The organism is Streptomyces albicerus (genome assembly GCF_008905045.1).
Classification (GTDB): Bacteria; Actinomycetota; Actinomycetes; order Streptomycetales; family Streptomycetaceae; genus Streptomyces; species Streptomyces albicerus.
In genome coordinates, this window is the sequence record NZ_VWMY01000056.1 from 63,014 (window position 1) to 78,958 (window position 15,945).

General features: G+C 70.2%; 15 protein-coding genes. 14 read left to right on the forward strand and 1 reads right to left on the reverse strand.

Going from position 1 to position 15,945, the window contains the following annotated elements; translation table 11 throughout:
• Positions 1–9: 9 nt before the first annotated feature.
• The 3 genes from GAS53_RS39570 (at position 10) to rpsD (ending at position 3,103) form a co-directional block, all read left to right on the forward strand.
• Complete coding sequence (locus GAS53_RS39570; protein ID WP_192583478.1) at positions 10–657, forward strand: vitamin K epoxide reductase family protein; 648 nt, start codon at positions 10–12, stop codon at positions 655–657.
• Between the two features lie 130 nt (positions 658–787).
• Entirely contained in the window at positions 788–2,143 is a 1,356-nt protein-coding gene (locus GAS53_RS39575; RefSeq protein WP_151482603.1) for a replication-associated recombination protein A, read from the forward strand.
• A gap of 345 nt (positions 2,144–2,488) precedes the next feature.
• The gene (gene rpsD / locus GAS53_RS39580; protein WP_151482604.1) at positions 2,489–3,103 is read left to right on the forward strand and encodes a 30S ribosomal protein S4; all 615 of its coding nucleotides are present in this window, start codon (positions 2,489–2,491) and stop codon (positions 3,101–3,103) included.
• Positions 3,104–3,136: 33 nt separating this feature from the next.
• On the opposite strand, the gene GAS53_RS39585 is transcribed toward rpsD, so the two are convergent.
• Entirely contained in the window at positions 3,137–5,323 is a 2,187-nt protein-coding gene (locus GAS53_RS39585) for an ATP-binding protein (protein ID WP_192583479.1), read from the reverse strand.
• A 160-nt stretch (positions 5,324–5,483) separates the two neighbouring features.
• Between GAS53_RS39585 and GAS53_RS39590 the strand changes: the two genes are divergently transcribed.
• From GAS53_RS39590 to GAS53_RS57010, 11 genes are all read left to right on the forward strand, one after another.
• Positions 5,484–5,918, forward strand: a complete 435-nt coding sequence (locus GAS53_RS39590; RefSeq protein ID WP_151482605.1) for a DUF948 domain-containing protein — start codon at positions 5,484–5,486, stop codon at positions 5,916–5,918.
• A gap of 7 nt (positions 5,919–5,925) precedes the next feature.
• A complete protein-coding gene (locus tag GAS53_RS39595) occupies positions 5,926–6,276 on the forward strand; it encodes a DUF6167 family protein (protein ID WP_151482606.1) in 351 nt (116 codons plus the stop codon).
• Entirely contained in the window at positions 6,276–8,948 is a 2,673-nt protein-coding gene (gene alaS / locus GAS53_RS39600) for an alanine--tRNA ligase (protein WP_151482607.1), read from the forward strand. The genes GAS53_RS39595 and alaS overlap by 1 nt, the downstream gene beginning before the upstream one ends.
• Positions 8,949–8,965: 17 nt before the next feature.
• Entirely contained in the window at positions 8,966–9,430 is a 465-nt protein-coding gene (gene ruvX / locus GAS53_RS39605) for a Holliday junction resolvase RuvX (RefSeq protein ID WP_151482620.1), read from the forward strand.
• Between the two features lie 122 nt (positions 9,431–9,552).
• A complete protein-coding gene (gene mltG / locus GAS53_RS39615) occupies positions 9,553–11,307 on the forward strand; it encodes an endolytic transglycosylase MltG (protein WP_151482608.1) in 1,755 nt (584 codons plus the stop codon).
• Complete coding sequence (locus tag GAS53_RS39620; protein WP_151482609.1) at positions 11,285–12,136, forward strand: shikimate dehydrogenase; 852 nt, start codon at positions 11,285–11,287, stop codon at positions 12,134–12,136. The genes mltG and GAS53_RS39620 overlap by 23 nt, the downstream gene beginning before the upstream one ends.
• 69 nt (positions 12,137–12,205) lie before the next feature.
• Positions 12,206–12,475, forward strand: coding sequence for a hypothetical protein (locus GAS53_RS39625; RefSeq protein WP_151482610.1), 270 nt, complete (start codon positions 12,206–12,208; stop codon positions 12,473–12,475).
• A gap of 168 nt (positions 12,476–12,643) precedes the next feature.
• Positions 12,644–13,828, forward strand: coding sequence for a chorismate synthase (gene aroC, locus GAS53_RS39630; RefSeq protein ID WP_151482611.1), 1,185 nt, complete (start codon positions 12,644–12,646; stop codon positions 13,826–13,828).
• A 29-nt stretch (positions 13,829–13,857) separates the two neighbouring features.
• Positions 13,858–14,394 carry a shikimate kinase gene (locus tag GAS53_RS39635; RefSeq protein WP_404829395.1) on the forward strand — a complete coding sequence of 179 codons (537 nt, stop codon included), beginning with the start codon at positions 13,858–13,860 and terminating at the stop codon, positions 14,392–14,394.
• Positions 14,379–15,470 (forward strand): 3-dehydroquinate synthase, encoded by a 1,092-nt coding sequence (aroB, locus tag GAS53_RS39640; protein WP_151482613.1) that lies wholly within the window; start codon positions 14,379–14,381, stop codon positions 15,468–15,470. Before GAS53_RS39635 ends, aroB begins: the two co-directional genes overlap by 16 nt.
• 287 nt (positions 15,471–15,757) lie before the next feature.
• Positions 15,758–15,945: Pro-rich N-terminal domain-containing protein (locus GAS53_RS57010; protein ID WP_225859386.1), on the forward strand; the 188-nt coding region annotated here is incomplete at its 3' end.

Consider the following 15,945-nt stretch of genomic DNA (forward strand, 5'->3'; position numbering starts at 1 on the left):
AACGGCGTGATGAGCAAGACGACAGTCAGGGAAGGCGTGTCCACCGAATCCAACGACCAGGAACGGGCCGAAGCCCCACGGTCCGTGGGCGGCGGCCGTGCTTTCGCCCTGCTTCTGGTGATCACGGGCGCGGCCGGACTGCTCGCCTCCTGGATCATCACCATCGACAAGTTCAAGCTGCTGGAGGACCCGAACTTCACGCCGGGCTGCAGCCTGAACCCGGTCGTCTCCTGCGGCAACATCATGAAGAGCGACCAGGCCTCCGCCTTCGGGTTCCCCAACCCGATGATGGGGCTCGTCGCCTACGGCATCGTGATCGGCGTCGGCATGAGCCTGCTCGGCCGGGCCACCTTCCCGCGCTGGTACTGGCTGACCTTCAACGCGGGCACGCTCTTCGGTGTCGGCTTCTGCACCTGGCTGCAGTACCAGTCGCTGTACAACATCAACTCGCTGTGCCTGTGGTGCTGCCTCGCCTGGGCCGCCACCATCGTCATGTTCTGGGCCGTGACCTCGTTCAACGTCCGCAACGGCTTCCTGCCCGCGCCGGGCTGGCTGAAGGGCTTCCTCGGCGAGTTCGCCTGGGTGCTGCCGGTCATGCACATCGGGATCATCGGCATGCTGATCCTGACGCGCTGGTGGGACTTCTGGACCAGCTGACGGACCGGCGGAGCCTTTGAGGTGGACCGGCAGATCCTTTGAAGACCGGCGGATCCCTTGAAGACCGGCGGATCCCTTGAAAACGGCGGGGCCGACGGCGTTGTCAGTGGCGTGACATAGGGTTTTGGACGTGGAGCCCGACCTGTTCACCGCCGCAGCAGAAGAACGCCAGGAGAAGGACCCGTCCAGCAGCCCCCTGGCTGTACGGATGCGCCCGCGCACCCTCGACGAAGTCGTCGGCCAGCAGCATCTGCTGAAGTCCGGCTCACCCCTGCGCAGACTCGTCGGCGAAGGTGGCGGAGGCCCGGCGGGACCGGCCTCGGTGATCCTCTGGGGGCCGCCGGGAACCGGCAAGACCACCCTGGCGTATGTGGTCTCCAAGGCCACCAACAAGCGTTTCGTGGAGCTCTCCGCCATCACCGCCGGCGTCAAGGAGGTCCGCGCGGTCATCGAGGGCGCCCGCCGCGCGACCGGAGGCTTCGGCAAGGAGACGGTCCTCTTCCTCGACGAGATCCACCGCTTCAGCAAGGCCCAGCAGGACTCCCTGCTCCCGGCCGTCGAGAACCGCTGGGTGACGCTGATCGCCGCGACCACGGAGAACCCGTACTTCTCGGTGATCTCCCCGCTCCTCTCCCGCTCACTGCTCCTCACCCTCGAACCGCTCACGGACGACGACCTGCGCGATCTCATCAAGCGCGCCCTCTCCGACGAGCGCGGCCTCAAGGACGCCGTCACCCTCCCCGAGGACACCGAGGAGCACCTGCTGCGGATCGCCGGGGGCGACGCCCGCCGCGCCCTGACCGCGCTGGAGGCCGCGGCCGGGTCCGCGCTCGACAAGGGCGAGCCGGAGATCACCCTCCAGACCCTGGAGGAGACCGTCGACCGGGCCGCCGTGAAGTACGACCGCGACGGCGACCAGCACTACGACGTGGCGAGCGCCCTCATCAAGTCCATCCGCGGCTCGGACGTGGACGCCGCGCTGCACTACCTGGCCCGGATGATCGAGGCCGGCGAGGATCCCCGCTTCATCGCCCGCCGCCTGATGATCTCCGCCAGCGAGGACATCGGCCTGGCCGATCCGAACGCGCTGCCGATAGCCGTCGCCGCCGCCCAGGCCGTCGCCATGATCGGCTTCCCCGAGGCCGCCCTCACCCTCAGCCACGCCACCATCGCCCTCGCACTCGCGCCGAAGTCGAACGCCGCGACGATGGCGATCGGCGCCGCCATGGAGGACGTACGCAAGGGGCATGCGGGTCCCGTGCCGATGCATCTGCGCGACGGCCACTACAAGGGCGCGGCCAAGCTCGGCCACGCGCAGGGGTACGTGTATCCGCACGACCTGCCGGAGGGCATCGCCGCCCAGCAGTACGCCCCGGAGGAGCTCAAGGACCGGGAGTACTACACGCCGACCCGGCACGGCGCCGAGGCGCGCTACGCGGACGCGGTCGAGTGGACCAGGAAGCACCTCGGTCGAGGGCGGTCCTGACCACCCTGTAGACTCGCTGCAGCGCTGCGTCCCGTGTCCGGCCTCTTCAACGAGAGCGTCGGCACCACCAGAACGGGACATCCAGCCGGAGCCTCGACGCCGAAAGGCGACGGGATTCCAGGAGCGTCGCGCACCGTCGAAGGTGTCGCGGGCAGCCCACCACCCTCCCGGACCTCCGGGAAACGGTCGGTGGGCCACTCGCGTGCTGCACGTATGTGCCCAGACCAGGGGAGCGGCTGCCCAGCAGGTCCGTCAGGGCCCGCAGGGTTTCCCCGGCTGCGGATTGCGACCTCCCCTAACCCTGGTGAAGCCGTATTCACATCAGAAACACGAGGTGTTTGGTTCATGCCGAACCAGTCCCGCCCCAAGGTCAAGAAGTCGCGTGCCCTCGGTATCGCGCTGACCCCGAAGGCCGTCAAGTACTTCGAGGCCCGCCCCTACCCGCCCGGCGAGCACGGCCGCGGCCGCAAGCAGAACTCGGACTACAAGGTCCGTCTGCTCGAGAAGCAGCGTCTGCGCGCGCAGTACGACGTGTCCGAGCGTCAGCTCGTCCGCGCCTACGAGCGTGCCGCCAAGACGCAGGGCAAGACCGGTGAGGCCCTGGTCATCGAGCTCGAGCGCCGTCTCGACGCGCTCGTCCTGCGTTCGGGCATCGCCCGCACGATCTACCAGGCCCGCCAGATGGTCGTCCACGGCCACATCGAGGTCAACGGCCAGAAGGTCGACAAGCCGTCCTTCCGCGTCAAGCCCGACGACGTCGTGATGGTCCGCGAGCGCAGCCGCAGCAAGACGCTGTTCGAGGTCGCCCGCGCCGGTGGCTTCGCCCCCGACGGCGAGACCCCGCGCTACCTCCAGGTGAACCTCGGCGCCCTGGCCTTCCGCCTGGACCGCGAGCCGAACCGCAAGGAGATCCCGGTGATCTGCGACGAGCAGCTCGTCGTCGAGTACTACGCCCGCTGATCACCCTCAGACGGATGTAGCACCACCTGTGCGTCAGCCCGCCGTCTCCCCGCCCTTCCGGGTGGGCGAGGCGGCGGGTTTTCGCATGTCCGGGGGCGCGGGCATCCCGCGCGGCGGCGGCAGCGCACCGAGCAGCTGCGGCCGGGTGTGCCCCAACGCCCGGCCCACCGCCGCCTCACGGCCGAGCTGCGCACCCGCCCGTACGCACTCCTCGTACCGCTCGTCGCCCAGGTGCTCCCGGGCCTTCGCCTCGCACTGCTCGTGCGGGGCGTTGTAGTAGGCGGAGCCGAACAGCCGCAGGCCCACCGACGGCCACATCCGGGACGCGGACCCCTGGAGCACCGCGGCCTCGGCGGCGTCGCCCTCCGCCACCGTGACCAGCGCGAGCAGCTCCACCGCCAGGACCGTGCCGAGCAGATCGTGGAAAGCGTGGTTGATGTCCAGGCACTCGACCAGCAGCCCCCGGGCCCGGGGCAGATCGTCCTCGGTCCAGGCCGCGTACGCCAGGACGTACAGCGCGTACGCGAGGGTCCAGCGCTCCCCGTGGTCCACGCAGACCTGGCGCACGTCCTCGCACAGTCGCACCGCGTCCGGCAGATCGCCCTGGAAGGCAAGCGCCATCGCCAGCTCGACCTGGCCCATCAGGACGTTGCTGTTGAGCTCGCCGATCTCCTGATAGCGGTCGAGCGCCGAACGCAGCAGTGACTCCGCACGGGGCATGTCGTCGGTGACCAGGGCCAGACAGCCGGTGCGGTGCTCGGCGTAGGCCAGCGCGGTCGCGTTGCCGCCGCGCTCCGCCTTCTCCCGGCACTCGTCGAGCGCGGCGAGCGCGGATCCGGTGTCGCCCTGGAGGATCGCCACATAGCCGAGCACCCACAGCGCCTTCAGCCGCGACCGCTCGTGCTCGGTGTCGAGGTCCACGCTTCGCTCCAGCCAGTGCCGCCCCTCCGACAGCCGGCCGCAGCCGACCCAGTAGAACCACAGCGTGCCCGCCAGGTACTGGCCGAGATGCCCGCCGTCCGGCTCGGTCAGACAGTGCTCCAGGGCACAGCGCAGATTCGGCAGCTCCGTCTCCACCCGCTCGGCGACCTCGCGCTGCCGGGGCGAGAACCAGTCCAGCTCGCACCAGGTCGCGAGCCCCATGTACCAGTCTCGGTGCCGCCGCCGCAGCCGCGCCGCGTCGCCCGCGGCCTCCAGCCAGTCGGCGCCGTACGCCCGGACCGTGTCCAGCATCCGGTAGCGCGTCCCCGCCCGGGTCTCCTCACGCGTGACCACCGACTGCGCGAGCAGCTCGCCGAGCACGTCGAGGATGTTGTCGGGATGCAGACCGTCGCCGCAGCACACGTACTCGACGGCCTCCAGGTCGAACGGCCCCGCGAACACCGAGAGCCGCGCCCATAGCAGCCGCTCCTCCGGCGTGCACAGCTCATGACTCCAGCCGATCGCCGTCCGCAGCGTCTGGTGGCGGGGGAGCGAGTCGCGTCCGCCGCCCGTGAGCAGCCGGAAACGGTCGTCGAGCCGGGCCAGCAGCTGCGCGGGGGAGAGGGTGCGCAGCCGCCCCGCCGCCAACTCGACGGCGAGCGGGATGCCGTCGAGCCGCCGGCACAGTTCGTGCACGTCCGCGCGGTTGCCGTCATGGAGCCCGAAATCCGGTGCGCTCCCGGCCGCCCGGTCCGCGAACAGCTCGGCCGCCTCCCGCTCGGTCAGCGGTGCCAGCGGGAACAGCCGCTCGCCCTCCACCGCCAGCGGCCTGCGCCCCACGGCCAGCACCCGCAGCCCCGGCGCCCGCCGCAGCAGCTCACCCACCAGCGAGGCGCACGTGTCCACCAAATGCTCGAACCCGTCAAGTACGAGCAGGAGTTGACGCTTCGCGAGATGGCCGAGCAGCACCTGGCGCGGCGGCCGGGACGTGTGATCCGTCAGGCCGAGGGCCTCGACGACCGCGTACTCGACGAGCTCCGTCTCCCGTACCGCGGCCAGCTCCACACGCCAGACCCCGTCGCGCGGCCGGGTCCGGGCCGCCGCACGCGCCGCGAGCCGCGACTTGCCGACCCCGCCGAGGCCCGTCACCGTCACCAGCCGCGCCTCGTCGAGAGCCGCGCCCAGCTGCGTGAGTTCGGCCGAGCGGCCCACGAACGCGTTGAGCTCCAGGGGCAGATTGCCGGCCCTCCGACCGCCCGCCCCCGTACCGGAACGCTGAGAACCCTGAGAACGCCGCATGGGGAACGGAGCGTACTCATCCGTAAGCACTCCGTACAATCGCTTCGCGCAACTCCGCTTCCGGCGGGCGGTAATCCGGTACGGAGCGGCGGCCCCGGCGCGATAGGCTCGGGGGACGACTTTTCGATGTTGAGGCACGAATCCAGGGAGCGGGTGCGCAGTGTCCGGTGGAGAGGTGGCCGGGATCCTGGTGGCCGTCTTCTGGGCGATCCTGGTCTCCTTCCTCGCGGTGGCACTCGCGAGGCTGGCCCAGACGCTCAGGGCGACCACCAAGCTCGTCGCGGACGTGACCGACCAGGCCGTCCCGCTCCTGGCAGACGCCTCCGCGGCCGTGCGCTCCGCGCAGACCCAGATCGACCGGGTCGACGCCATCGCGTCGGACGTCCAGGAGGTCACGTCGAACGCGTCGGCGCTCTCCACGACCGTCGCGTCCACCTTCGGCGGCCCGCTGGTGAAGGTCGCGGCGTTCGGCTACGGCGTGCGCCGGGCCATCGGCGGCCGCCGTGAGGACGTGCCCGCCAGGCCCGCGCGACGTACCGTGATCGTGGGCCGCAGCGTCCCGTCGGCGCGACGGGGAAAGCGGAAGAAGGACTGACGCAGCGATGTTCCGCCGTACGTTCTGGTTCACCGCCGGCGCAGCCGCCGGTGTGTGGGCCACCACCAAGGTCAACCGCAAGCTCCGGCAGCTGACGCCCGAGAGCCTCGCGGCCCAGGCAGCCAACAAGGCGGTCGAGGCGGGCCACCGCCTCAAGGACTTCGCGCTCGACGTCCGGGACGGCATGGCACAGCGAGAGGCCGAACTCGGCGAGGTGCTCGGGCTGAACGCCGATCCCGAACTGCCCTCCCCGCGCCGCGTCGCCGCCATCGAGAACAGCGACAACACGAAGTACCGCAAGAACCCGACGTACGTCGAGAGGTCGACGTACTCGTACAACCGGAATGAGGACCACTGATGGAGTCGGCCGAGATTCGTCGCCGCTGGTTGAGCTTCTTCGAGGAGCGCGGGCACACCGTCGTCCCTTCGGCGTCGCTCATCGCGGACGACCCGACTCTGCTCCTGGTCCCGGCCGGCATGGTGCCCTTCAAGCCCTACTTCCTCGGTGAGGTCAAGCCGCCGTTCGCCCGCGCCACCAGCGTGCAGAAGTGCGTCCGTACGCCGGACATCGAGGAGGTCGGCAAGACCACCCGGCACGGCACCTTCTTCCAGATGTGCGGCAACTTCTCCTTCGGCGACTACTTCAAGGAAGGCGCCATCAAGTACGCCTGGGAGCTGCTCACCAGCCCCCAGGACAAGGGCGGTTACGGCCTGGAGCCGGAGAAGCTCTGGATCACCGTGTACCTGGAGGACGACGAGGCCGAGCGCATCTGGCACGAGGTCGTCGGCGTGCCCAAGGAGCGCATCCAGCGCCTCGGCAAGAAGGACAACTACTGGTCCATGGGCGTCCCGGGCCCCTGCGGCCCGTGTTCCGAGATCAACTACGACCGCGGCCCCGAGTTCGGCGTCGAGGGCGGCCCCGCCGTCAACGACGAGCGGTACGTGGAGATCTGGAACCTCGTCTTCATGCAGTACGAGCGCGGCGAGGGCACCTCGAAGGAGGACTTCGAGATCCTCGGCGACCTGCCCAGCCAGAACATCGACACCGGCCTCGGCATGGAACGCCTCGCCATGATTCTGCAGGGCGTGCAGAACATGTACGAGATCGACACCTCCATGGCCGTCATCAAGAAGGCCACCGAGCTGACCGGTGTCGAGTACGGCGCCGGCAAGGACTCCGACGTCTCCCTGCGCGTGGTCACCGACCACATGCGCACGTCGGTGATGCTCATCGGCGACGGTGTCTCCCCGGGCAACGAGGGCCGTGGCTATGTGCTGCGCCGCATCATGCGCCGCGCCATCCGCAACATGCGCCTGCTGGGCGCCACCGGCCCCGTCGTGCAGGACCTCATCGACGTCGTCATCGAGATGATGGGCCAGCAGTACCCGGAGCTCATCACCGACCGCAGGCGCATCGAGACCGTGGCCATCGCCGAGGAGAACGCCTTCCTCAAGACGCTCAAGGCCGGCACGAACATCCTCGACACCGCCGTGTCCGAGACGAAGGCCGCCGGAGGCAGGCAGCTGCCCGGCGACAAGGCCTTCCTGCTCCACGACACCTGGGGCTTCCCGATCGACCTCACCCTGGAGATGGCCGCCGAACAGGGCCTCTCCGTGGACGAGGACGGCTTCCGGCGCCTGATGAAGGAGCAGCGGGAGCGCGCCAAGGCCGACGCCAAGGCCAAGAAGACCGGTCACGCCGACATGGGCGCCTACCGCGAGATCGCCGACGCCGCCGGCGAGACCGACTTCATCGGCTACACGAGCACCGAGGGCGAGTCCACGGTCGTGGGCATCCTCGTCGACGGTGTCTCCTCGCCGGCCGCCACCGAGGGCGACGAGGTCGAGATCGTCCTCGACCGCACCCCGTTCTACGCCGAGGGCGGCGGCCAGATCGGCGACACGGGCCGCATCAAGGTGGACACGGGGGCCGTCATCGAGGTCCGCGACTGCCAGAAGCCGGTCCCGGGCGTGTACGTCCACAAGGGCGTCGTCCAGGTCGGCGAGGTGACCGTCGGCGCCAAGGCCCAGGCCGTCATCGACGTACGCCGCCGCACGGCCATCGCCCGCGCCCACTCGGCCACGCACCTCACGCACCAGGCCCTGCGCGACGCCCTCGGCCCGACGGCCGCCCAGGCCGGTTCCGAGAACCAGCCCGGCCGCTTCCGCTTCGACTTCGGCTCCCCGGCCGCCGTGCCCACGGCCGTGATGACGGACGTCGAGCAGAAGATCAACGAGGTGCTCGCCCGCGACCTGGACGTCCGCGCCGACGTCATGTCCATCGACGAGGCCAAGAAGCAGGGCGCCATCGCCGAGTTCGGCGAGAAGTACGGCGAGCGCGTCCGCGTCGTCACCATCGGCGACTTCTCCAAGGAGCTGTGCGGCGGCACGCACGTGCACAACACCGCCCAGCTCGGCCTGGTGAAGCTGCTCGGCGAGTCGTCGATCGGTTCCGGTGTCCGTCGTATCGAGGCTCTGGTCGGCGTCGACGCCTACAACTTCCTCGCCCGCGAGCACACGGTCGTCGCCCAGCTCCAGGAGCTGATCAAGGGCCGCCCGGAGGAGCTCCCGGAGAAGGTCTCCGCCATGCTCGGCAAGCTGAAGGACGCCGAGAAGGAGATCGAGAAGTTCCGCGCCGAGAAGGTCCTGCAGGCCGCCGGCGGTCTCGCCGAGTCCGCCAAGGACGTACGCGGTGTCGCTCTGGTCACCGGTCAGGTCCCGGACGGCACGACCGCCGACGACCTGCGCAAGCTGGTCCTCGACGTGCGCGGCCGCATCCAGGGCGGACGGGCCGCCGTGGTCGCCCTGTTCACCACCGTGGGCGGCAAGCCGCTGACGGTCATCGCCACGAACGAGGCCGCCCGCGAGCGCGGCCTCAAGGCCGGTGACCTGGTCCGTGCCGCTGCCAAGACCCTCGGCGGCGGCGGTGGCGGCAAGCCGGACGTCGCCCAGGGCGGCGGCCAGAACCCGGCCGCCATCGGTGAGGCCGCCGACGCCGTCGAGCGCCTCGTGGCCGAGACGGCCAAGTGAGCGAGGGCGAGCGGGTCATGCGCCGCGGCCGCCGTCTCGCCATCGACGTCGGGGACGCCCGGATCGGGGTCGCCTCGTGCGACCCCGACGGGATCCTCGCCACTCCGGTGGAGACCGTGCCGGGACGCGATGTCCCGGCCGCCCAGCGGCGGTTGAAGCAGCTCGTCGAGGAGTACGAACCGATCGAGGTCGTCGTCGGACTCCCTCGCTCCCTCAAGGGGGGCGAGGGCCCGGCGGCGGTCAAGGTCCGCGCCTTCGCCCAGGACCTCGCCCGGGGGATCGCACCCGTTCCGGTGCGGCTCTTGGACGAGAGGATGACCACAGTGACGGCCAGTCAGGGACTGCGCGCCTCGGGAGTGAAGTCCAAGAAGGGCAGATCGGTCATTGACCAGGCAGCGGCCGTGATCATTCTCCAACAGGCCTTGGAGTCCGAACGGGCGTCAGGTATATCTCCGGGCGAGGGCGTCGAAGTGGTCATCTGATCGCGATACGGTAACGTTCCGCGCGATGCGGAGGTGTTCGAATAGCCTCCGCACAGAAGAGAGGCGGACGGGAGCCGGGCCGCAAGAGCCAGCGGCCGCCGCCTCGCGGCTCTAGGGGATCGATGACTGAGTATGGCCGGGGCCCAGGCTCCGAACCGTGGCATCCGGAGGACCCGTTGTACGGGGACGGCGGATGGGGAGGACAGGAGGCCCACGTGGCCCAGTCCCCCTACGGCGGCCAGCCGCAGCACTATCCGCAACAGCCGCAGCAGCCGCAGCAGTACGGCGACTGGGGCACGGGCCAGCAAGGCGGCTACGACCAGGGGCAGCAGCAGTACGACCAGGGCCAGCAGCAGCATTACGTCCAGGGGCAGCAGCAGTACGGCGGTCAGGGGCCGCAGCAGTACAACAACGGCCAGGGCGGGCAGGGGTACCACGACCAGGGCGGCCCGCAGTACAACGGTGGTCAGCAGTACAACGGCGGCTGGGACACGGGGCAGCAGCAGCCGCAAGTCCCGTACGGCGTCGATCCGAACGACCCGTACGGGAATCAGTCCCCCGCGTACGGCGGTCAGCAGCCCGACTACTACGGGACTCCCGACGCGTACCCGCCGCCGGAGCCCCCGGGTCGCCGCCGCGCCGAGCCCGAGCCGCGGCCCGACTGGGACCCGGGCCCGGACCAGGGCGAGCACGCCTTCTTCGCGGGCGGTGGCGACGACGATGACGACGACTTCGACGACGAGACCAAAGGCCGCCGGGGCAAAGGCGGCAAGGGAAGCAAAGGCAAGGGCGAGAAGAAACGCCGCAGCGGCTGCGCCTGCCTCGTCGTGACACTCGTCTTCGCCGGAGTGGTCGGCGGAGTCGGCTATTTCGGCTACCAGTTCTACCAGGATCGTTTCGGCGCGGCGCCGGACTACGCGGGAGACGGCACCAGCTCGCAGGTGACTGTTGAGATCAGCAAGGGTATGGGCGGTTACGCGATCGGCCAGAAGCTGAAGGACGCCGGAGTCGTCAAGAGCGTCGATGCCTTCGTTTCCGCGCAGCAGCAGAATCCCGACGGGCAGAAGATCCAGGCCGGCGTTTATCTGCTCAACAAGCAGATGTCCGCCGAAAGCGCTGTCACGCTGATGCTCGATCCCAAGAGCCAGAACAACCTGGTCGTTGCGCCTGGTCAGCGCAATGTCGTGGTCTATGCGGCGATCGACAAACAGCTGGAGCTCCCCAAGGGCACCACCAAGGAGGTCGCCGAGAAGAAATACGAGAGCCTCGGACTTCCGGACTGGGCGAACAACGAAAGCGATATCAAGGACCCGCTGGAAGGATTCCTCTACCCCGCGACCTATCCTGCCGCCAAGGGCATGAAGCCCGAGGCGGTCCTGAAGGAAATGGTGACGCAGGCCAAGAAGGAGTACGCCAAGTACAACCTGGAGGCGAAGGCCAAGGAGCTCAACCTGAATGACCCGTTGCAGGTCATCACGGTCGCGAGCCTTGTCCAGGCCGAGGGCATCACGCACGACGACTTCAAGAAGATGGCCGCCGTCGTCTACAACCGCCTGAAGTCGACGAACGACGTCACCAACCAGAAACTCGAGTTCGACTCGACGTACAACTATCTCAAGGGTCAGAGCAAGATCGACATCGCCACCAGTGAGATCCGCAACTACGACGACCCGTACAACACGTACTTCTACAAGGGTCTTCCGCCCGGCCCGATCGGAAATCCGGGCGGGGACGCGATGCGGGCGGCGGTGAAACCCGACGGCGGTGGTTGGATGTTCTTCATCTCCATCGACGGCAAGAAGACGGACTTCACCAAGACCCTGTCCGAGCACGACAAGTTGGTTCAGGAATTCAATGAGCGGCGCAACAAGGACTGACGACGGCCGGGGGCGCCGAGCCGCCGTACTCGGTTCCCCGATCGCCCATTCCCTCTCTCCGGTGCTGCATCGTGCCGCGTACGAGGAACTGGGCCTCGCGGACTGGTCGTACGAGCGTTTCGAGGTCGACGAGGCGGCGCTGCCCGAGTTCTTCGAGAAGCTCGGTCCCGAATGGGCAGGGCTCTCGCTGACGATGCCGTTGAAGCGGGTCGTGATTCCGCTGCTCGACGGGATCAGTGAGACCGCGGCGTCCGTCGAGGCCGTGAACACCGTGGTGTTCACCGAGGACGGGCGGTGTCTCGGCGACAACACCGACATCCCCGGGATGGTCGCCGCCCTGCGCGAGCGGGGGATCGAGCAGGTGGACTCCGCCGCGATCCTCGGCGCGGGCGCCACAGCCTCCTCCGCGCTGGCCGCGCTGGCGCGCATCTGCACGGGCGAGGTCGTCGCGTACGTCCGGAGCGAGGCCCGCGCCGCCGAGATGCGGCAGTGGGGCGAGCGGCTCGACGTCGAGCTCCGTACGGCGGACTGGTCGGACGCCGAGCGGGCCCTGCGCGCGCCACTCGTCATCGCGACCACCCCCGCGGGCACCACCGACGCTCTCGCCTCGACCGTCCCCGAGCGGCCCGCCACCCTCTTCGACGTCCTGTACGACCCGTGGCCGACGACGCTCGCGGCACGCTGGTCCGCGTACGGCGGTGCCGTCGTCAGCGGCCTCGACCTGCTTGTGCACCAGGCGGTGCTGCAGGTCGAGCAGATGACGGGGCGGGTGCCGGCCCCGCTCGACGCCATGCGGACCGCGGGCGAGAAGGCGCTCGCGAGCCGCTAGAACGGATCGATAGGCTTCGGCCTTCGGTTCCGCAGGGGGCGGAATCAGGGGGAGCCGGGGGGCTGATCCATGCATGTGACGCTGGCGTCGTGGAAGTCGGAGATCTTCGAGGCCGTGCTGTGGTTCCTGCCGGACTGGGTGCAGATGGCCGTGCTCGGTCTCGTGGTGCTCGCCGTCCTCGCGGCCTGGGCCGTCAAGCTGAAGCGCAAGCTCGCGTACCGGCGAGCGCTGCGCTCGGGGCAGCCCGTCCACGCGGCGGCGCAGCACGGGCAGGGCCGCGGGGCCGACTACCTGGGTTCGTATGCCCCGCAGAGCCGCCGGGACGACGCCACGACCTGACCGCATCGCGTCCGCCAGATGGACCGGCGGCCGGGTCACGGGCCCGGACGTGGGAGGATCGGGAGTGGCGGGCCAGGGCCGCGCACCCGGTCGCGCCGTCGCCGTACGCGAGGACGCGCGTACGCAAAGGCAGTACGCAGTACCAGGGCGCGAGCATGAGGAGCACCGTTGAGCAGGTTGCGCTGGCTGACCGCGGGGGAATCCCACGGTCCCGCACTTGTCGCGACGCTGGAGGGCCTTCCCGCCGGCGTGCCGATCACCACGGAGATGGTGGCGGACCACCTGGCCAGGCGGCGTCTTGGGTATGGGCGCGGCGCGCGGATGAAGTTCGAGCGCGACGAGATCACCTTCCTGGGCGGCGTGCGGCACGGGCTGACCCTCGGCTCCCCGGTCGCGATCATGGTGGGCAACACCGAGTGGCCCAAGTGGGAGCAGGTCATGGCGGCCGACCCGGTGGAGCCGGCGGTGCTGGCCGAGCTGGCGCGCAACGCCCCGCTGACCCGGCCCCGACCTGGCCACGCGGACCTGGCGGGCATGCAGAAGTACGGCTTCGACGAGGCACGGCCGATCCTGGAGCGGGCTTCCGCGCGGGAGACGGCGGCTCGGGTGGCGCTGGGCGCGGTGGCCCGTTCGTACCTGAAGGAGACCGCCGGGATCGAGGTCGTCTCGCACGTCGTCGAGCTGGCGGCGGCCAAGGCCCCGTACGGCGTCTACCCGACCCCGGCCGATGTGGAGAAGCTCGACGCCGATCCGGTGCGCTGCCTCGACGCCGACGCGTCGAAGGCGATGGTCGCCGAGATCGATCAGGCGCACAAGGACGGCGACACCCTCGGCGGCGTGGTCGAGGTGCTGGCGTACGACGTGCCGGTGGGCCTGGGCTCGCATGTGCACTGGGACCGGCGGCTGGACGCCCGGCTGGCGGCCGCGCTCATGGGCATCCAGGCCATCAAGGGCGTCGAGGTCGGCGACGGCTTCGACCTGGCGCGGGTGCCGGGCTCGAAGGCGCACGACGAGATCGTGCGGACGGATGAGGGCATCAAGCGGTCGACGGGGCGTTCCGGCGGCACCGAAGGGGGCCTGACCACCGGGGAGTTGCTGCGTGTCCGCGCGGCGATGAAGCCGATCGCGACCGTGCCGCGCGCGCTCGCCACCATCGACGTGGCCACCGGCGAGGCGGCCAAGGCGCACCACCAGCGCTCGGACGTGTGCGCGGTGCCGGCGGCCGGGATCGTGGCCGAGGCCATGGTGGCGCTGGTGCTGGCGGACGCGGTGGCGGAGAAGTTCGGCGGCGACTCGGTGCCCGAGACGCGGCGCAACGTTCGCTCGTACCTCGAGAACCTGGTCGTCCGGTGAGTGCTGCGCGGGTGATCCTGGTCGGTCCGATGGGCGTCGGCAAGTCCACGGTGGGCGCCATGGTCGCCGAGCGGCTGGGCTGTTCCTACCGGGACACCGACGACGACATCGTGGCCGAGCAGGGCCGCACCATCGCGGACATCTTCGTGGACGAGGGCGAGCCGGCCTTCCGCGCCATCGAGAAGCGGGCGGTGCGCAAGGCGCTCGCCGAGCACGACGGCGTACTGGCGCTCGGCGGCGGCGCGATCCTGGACGCGGACACCCGGGCACTGCTGGCCGGTGAGCCCGTCGTGTACCTCTCGATGGACGTCGAGGAAGCCGTCAAACGCACGGGTCTGAACACCGCCCGGCCGCTGCTCGCGGTCAATCCGCGTCGGCAGTGGCGCGAGCTGATGGAGGCCCGCCGCCATCTCTACACCGACGTCGCGCACGCCGTGGTGGCCACCGACGGCCGCACCCCCGAAGAGGTCGCCCAAGCGGTCCTCGACGCACTGGAGTTGAAGACTGCATCTCCCGGGGGACAACCCCCGGACCCCAGGCAGGAGGACGAATGGCAGACCAGGTGACAAGGATCCACGTCGGCGGCACCGCGGGCAGCGAGCCGTACGAGGTCCTGGTCGGCCGTCAACTGCTCGGCGAACTCGGCGCGTTGGTCGGGGAGCGGGCCAAGCGGGTCGCGGTGATCCACCCCGAGGCGCTCGCCGAGACCGGGGAGGCGCTGCGGGCCGACCTGGCCGGACAGGGCTTCGAGGCCGTCGCCATCCAGGTGCCCAACGCGGAGGAGGCCAAGACCGCCGAGGTGGCCGCGTACTGCTGGAAGGCGCTCGGGCAGTCCGGCTTCACCCGCACCGACGTGATCGTCGGCGTGGGCGGCGGGGCGACCACCGACCTGGCCGGGTTCGTCGCGGCGACCTGGCTGCGCGGGGTGCGCTGGATCGCCATCCCGACGACCGTGCTGGCCATGGTGGACGCGGCGGTCGGCGGCAAGACCGGCATCAACACCGCCGAGGGCAAGAACCTCGTCGGCGCCTTCCACCCGCCCGCCGGTGTGCTGTGCGACCTCGCCGCGCTCGACTCGCTGCCGGTCAACGACTTCGTGTCCGGGCTCGCCGAGATCATCAAGGCCGGCTTCATCGCCGACCCGGCGATCCTCGAGCTCATCGAGGCCGACCCGCAGGGAGCGCGTACGCCCGCCGGGCCGCACACCGCCGAGCTCATCGAGCGCTCCATCAGGGTCAAGGCCGAGGTCGTCTCGTCCGACCTCAAGGAGTCCGGGCTGCGCGAGATCCTCAACTACGGGCACACGCTCGCCCACGCCATCGAGAAGAACGAGCGCTACCAGTGGCGGCACGGCGCGGCGGTCGCGGTGGGTATGCACTTCGCGGCCGAACTGGGCCGTCTGGCAGGGCGGTTGGACGACGCGACCGCGGACCGGCACCGCACCATCCTGGAGTCCGTCGGGCTGCCGCTGAGCTACCGCTACGACCAGTGGCCCAAGCTCCTGGAGACGATGAAGGTCGACAAGAAGTCCCGCGGCGACCTCCTGCGCTTCATCGTCCTCGACGGCCTCGCCAAGCCCACCGTCCTGGAGGGCCCCGATCCGGCGGTCCTCCTCGCCGCCTACGGCGAAGTGGGCGAATAGCTCCCGCAGGCGAAGCTTGGGCTGGTTTGCCTTCTGCGGATGGGCACTTCGGACCGCCCCCGGCCGTTCACCAAACGGCGGCCGGGGACGGTACCGTTCGGTAGGGAGCGGGGTAGGTGCCCTGCTGCCGGCGTCAATTGCCTGCCGCGAGTGAGCTGAAGGGGCGCGTCGGTGTCGGGAGGCGAGCGCGCGGAGGCCCGAAGGGTTGAGCACGGTCGCCCTCCCGACACCGACTGAGGCGTCCCGGAGGCGAGTGAGCCAAAAGACACGAGACGGAGTGGCACCGGATGCAGCACGCAGTGGGGTCTCCGCTGCCGCCGCCCCACCAGCCGGGGCACGGACCGGCCGCCGGCTGGTCGCCGGCCGCGCAACACCCGGGACCGCACCCGGGCGCGCACCCGGGTCCCGCGCCTGCGAGCCGGCCCGCGGGCCCCGCGCCCGCAGGCCCGCCGCCGGGTTTCGCCGGAGCGCCGAC

Bases quoted from the DNA above. Each gene is read 5' to 3' on its own strand.
- GAS53_RS39620 (WP_151482609.1), top strand. From the start codon at position 11,285: ATGAGCGGCGCAACAAGGACTGACGACGGCCGGGGGCGCCGAGCCGCC.
- alaS (WP_151482607.1), top strand. From the start codon at position 6,276: ATGGAGTCGGCCGAGATTCGTCGCCGCTGGTTGAGCTTCTTCGAGGAG.
- GAS53_RS39635 (WP_404829395.1), top strand. From the start codon at position 13,858: ATGGGCGTCGGCAAGTCCACGGTGGGCGCCATGGTCGCCGAGCGGCTG.
- aroB (WP_151482613.1), top strand. From the start codon at position 14,379: ATGGCAGACCAGGTGACAAGGATCCACGTCGGCGGCACCGCGGGCAGC.
- GAS53_RS39625 (WP_151482610.1), top strand. From the start codon at position 12,206: ATGCATGTGACGCTGGCGTCGTGGAAGTCGGAGATCTTCGAGGCCGTG.
- rpsD (WP_151482604.1), top strand. From the start codon at position 2,489: ATGCCGAACCAGTCCCGCCCCAAGGTCAAGAAGTCGCGTGCCCTCGGT.
- GAS53_RS39595 (WP_151482606.1), top strand. From the start codon at position 5,926: ATGTTCCGCCGTACGTTCTGGTTCACCGCCGGCGCAGCCGCCGGTGTG.
- GAS53_RS39570 (WP_192583478.1), top strand. From the start codon at position 10: ATGAGCAAGACGACAGTCAGGGAAGGCGTGTCCACCGAATCCAACGAC.
- GAS53_RS39585 (WP_192583479.1), bottom strand. From the start codon at position 5,323: ATGCGGCGTTCTCAGGGTTCTCAGCGTTCCGGTACGGGGGCGGGCGGT.
- mltG (WP_151482608.1), top strand. From the start codon at position 9,553: ATGACTGAGTATGGCCGGGGCCCAGGCTCCGAACCGTGGCATCCGGAG.
- ruvX (WP_151482620.1), top strand. From the start codon at position 8,966: ATGCGCCGCGGCCGCCGTCTCGCCATCGACGTCGGGGACGCCCGGATC.